Consider the following 1,984-nt stretch of genomic DNA (forward strand, 5'->3'; position numbering starts at 1 on the left):
ACCCCCGCCCGGCCGAAGTGAAAGCGACGAGGGGAGGCTGCCCGACCGTCAACTCCACCAATCACAGCCACACTTAGCAGCGACAATCTACTAGTGCACGGTCCAGGTGAACTTGTCGCCGCCGACCCAGCGGACCACGTCCGGATCGTCCATGTCGTGCACGGTGATCCCGAACGCGGCCGCGGCGGCCAGCACGTCAGTGACGGCCCGGGCCTCCCCGACCACCTGGCCGTCGATCTGCACGATCCGGAACGGCGGTGTGCCCGGCTGCACCCCGAGCACCAGGATCCGCGGGTGGGACATGTACGGGCTCGCGCTTTCGGTCATGCATCGAGCGTAGAACGCAACCGGCGACGGCGCGGGTTCAGGGCGCCCGCCGGACCGCTCCGCCGCTCAGGGGCGGCGCCAGTCGTGGCCGGTCAGATGTGAACCGGCCTGCGGGCCCATCCGGAGCATGCCGCCGTCGACACTCCAGGACGCGCCGGTGACGTACGAGGCGTCCGGGCCGGCGAGGAAGGCGATGACGGCGGCGACCTCGCGGGCGTCGCCGGGCCGGCCGAGCGGGATGCCCGGGCGGCTCTCGGTGTGCGGGTCGGTGTCCTCCTGCCCGGTCATGGGCGTGGAGATCTCGCCCGGGGCGACGGCGTTGACGGTGATGCGGTGCTCGGCCAGTTCGAGCGCCATGACCTGGGTGAGCAGGCCGAGACCGCCCTTGGCGGCGCAGTAGGGGGCGGCGCCCACCCGCGGCTGGTGTTCGTGGACCGACGTGACGTTGACGATCCGGCCCCCCTCGCCGTGCGCGATCATGTGCCGGGCCGCCTTCTGCCCGCACAGGAACGGCCCGACGAGATCCACGTCCAGGACCTCGCGCACGTCGGACGGCTCCAGGTCGAGGAAGGGCGTCATGGTGCCGGTCCCGGCGTTGTTGACCAGCACGTCGATGCGGCCGAGCCGCTCGCACAGGTCGTCGACGGTGTCGGCGGCGTCGGGCAGCCGGGTGAGGTCCATCCGGGCGACCTCGGCCCGCCGCCCGTGCGAGCGCACCTCGCCGGCCGTCTCCTCCGCACCCTTGCGGTCGCTGTGATAGGTGATGCCGACGTCCATGCCCGCCTGCGCCAGGCGTACGGCGGTGGCGCGGCCGATGCCGGAGTCGGCGCCGGTGATCACGGCGGCCTTGCCGGGTGACTCGCTGGGGGCGGACATGACGAGCCTCCTCCTCGACGGGGCCGGGACGAGGCATTGCAGTACCCGGGGGGACAACCGGCAAACCGCGCGCCCGTCGGGTGCGGCGTCCCGGGTGCTGGGGAACCCTTGAGGTGGAGGTGGCGATGGACCCCGTCGAGGTACTGGACCGGATCGCCTTCCTGCTGGAGCGGTCCCTGGCACCGACCTATCGTGTGCGCGCCTTCCGTACGGCGGCTCGCGTGCTGAAGGACCTGGGCGGGGACGAGGTGCGCCGGCGGGCGGCGGACGGGTCGTTGGAGCAGCTCAAGGGGGTCGGTCCGAAGACGGCGCAGGTGGCGCGGGAGGCGCTCGCCGGCGAGGTCCCCGGCTATCTGGACAAGCTGGAGCGCGAGGCGCACGAGCAGCCGGCCGTGCGGGGCGGGGAGAAGCTGCGGGCGCTGCTGCGCGGGGACTGCCATCTGCACTCCGACTGGTCCGACGGTGGCAGTCCGATCGAGGAGATGGGCCGCGCCGCCGCGGAGCTGGGCCACGCGTGGGCGGCGCTGACCGACCACTCGCCGCGGCTGACGGTGGCCCGCGGGCTGTCGCCCGAACGGCTGCGGGAGCAGCTGGACGTGGTGGCCGGGCTGAACGAGAGCTGGGCGCCCTTCCGGCTGCTGACCGGCATCGAGTGCGACATCCTCGAGGACGGCACCCTCGACCAGGAGCCGGAGCTGCTGGACCTGCTCGACGTGGTGGTGGTGTCGGTGCACTCCAAGCTGCGCATGGACGCCCGGTCGATGACCCGGCGGATGGTGGC

Annotated in this window: 3 protein-coding genes; 1 reads left to right on the top strand and 2 read right to left on the bottom strand. The window is 72.8% G+C overall.

The window, feature by feature from the left end:
- Positions 1-90: 90 nt before the first annotated feature.
- Entirely contained in the window at positions 91-327 is a 237-nt protein-coding gene (locus ABZ281_RS47460) for a hypothetical protein (RefSeq protein WP_161366707.1), read from the bottom strand.
- A 66-nt stretch (positions 328-393) separates the two neighbouring features.
- Entirely contained in the window at positions 394-1,203 is an 810-nt protein-coding gene (locus tag ABZ281_RS47465; protein ID WP_356664841.1) for an SDR family oxidoreductase, read from the bottom strand.
- A 125-nt stretch (positions 1,204-1,328) separates the two neighbouring features.
- Between ABZ281_RS47465 and ABZ281_RS47470 the strand changes: the two genes are divergently transcribed.
- Positions 1,329-1,984 (top strand): PHP domain-containing protein (locus ABZ281_RS47470; RefSeq protein ID WP_356664843.1); only part of this gene is annotated, 656 nt, incomplete at its 3' end.

The organism is Streptomyces sp. NPDC006265 (assembly GCF_040613555.1).
GTDB lineage: Bacteria > Actinomycetota > Actinomycetes > Streptomycetales > Streptomycetaceae > Streptomyces.

Excerpts from the sequence above, each read along its gene's own strand:
- ABZ281_RS47465 (WP_356664841.1), bottom strand. The coding sequence starts at position 1,203 with ATGTCCGCCCCCAGCGAGTCACCCGGCAAGGCCGCCGTGATCACCGGC.
- ABZ281_RS47460 (WP_161366707.1), bottom strand. The coding sequence starts at position 327 with ATGACCGAAAGCGCGAGCCCGTACATGTCCCACCCGCGGATCCTGGTG.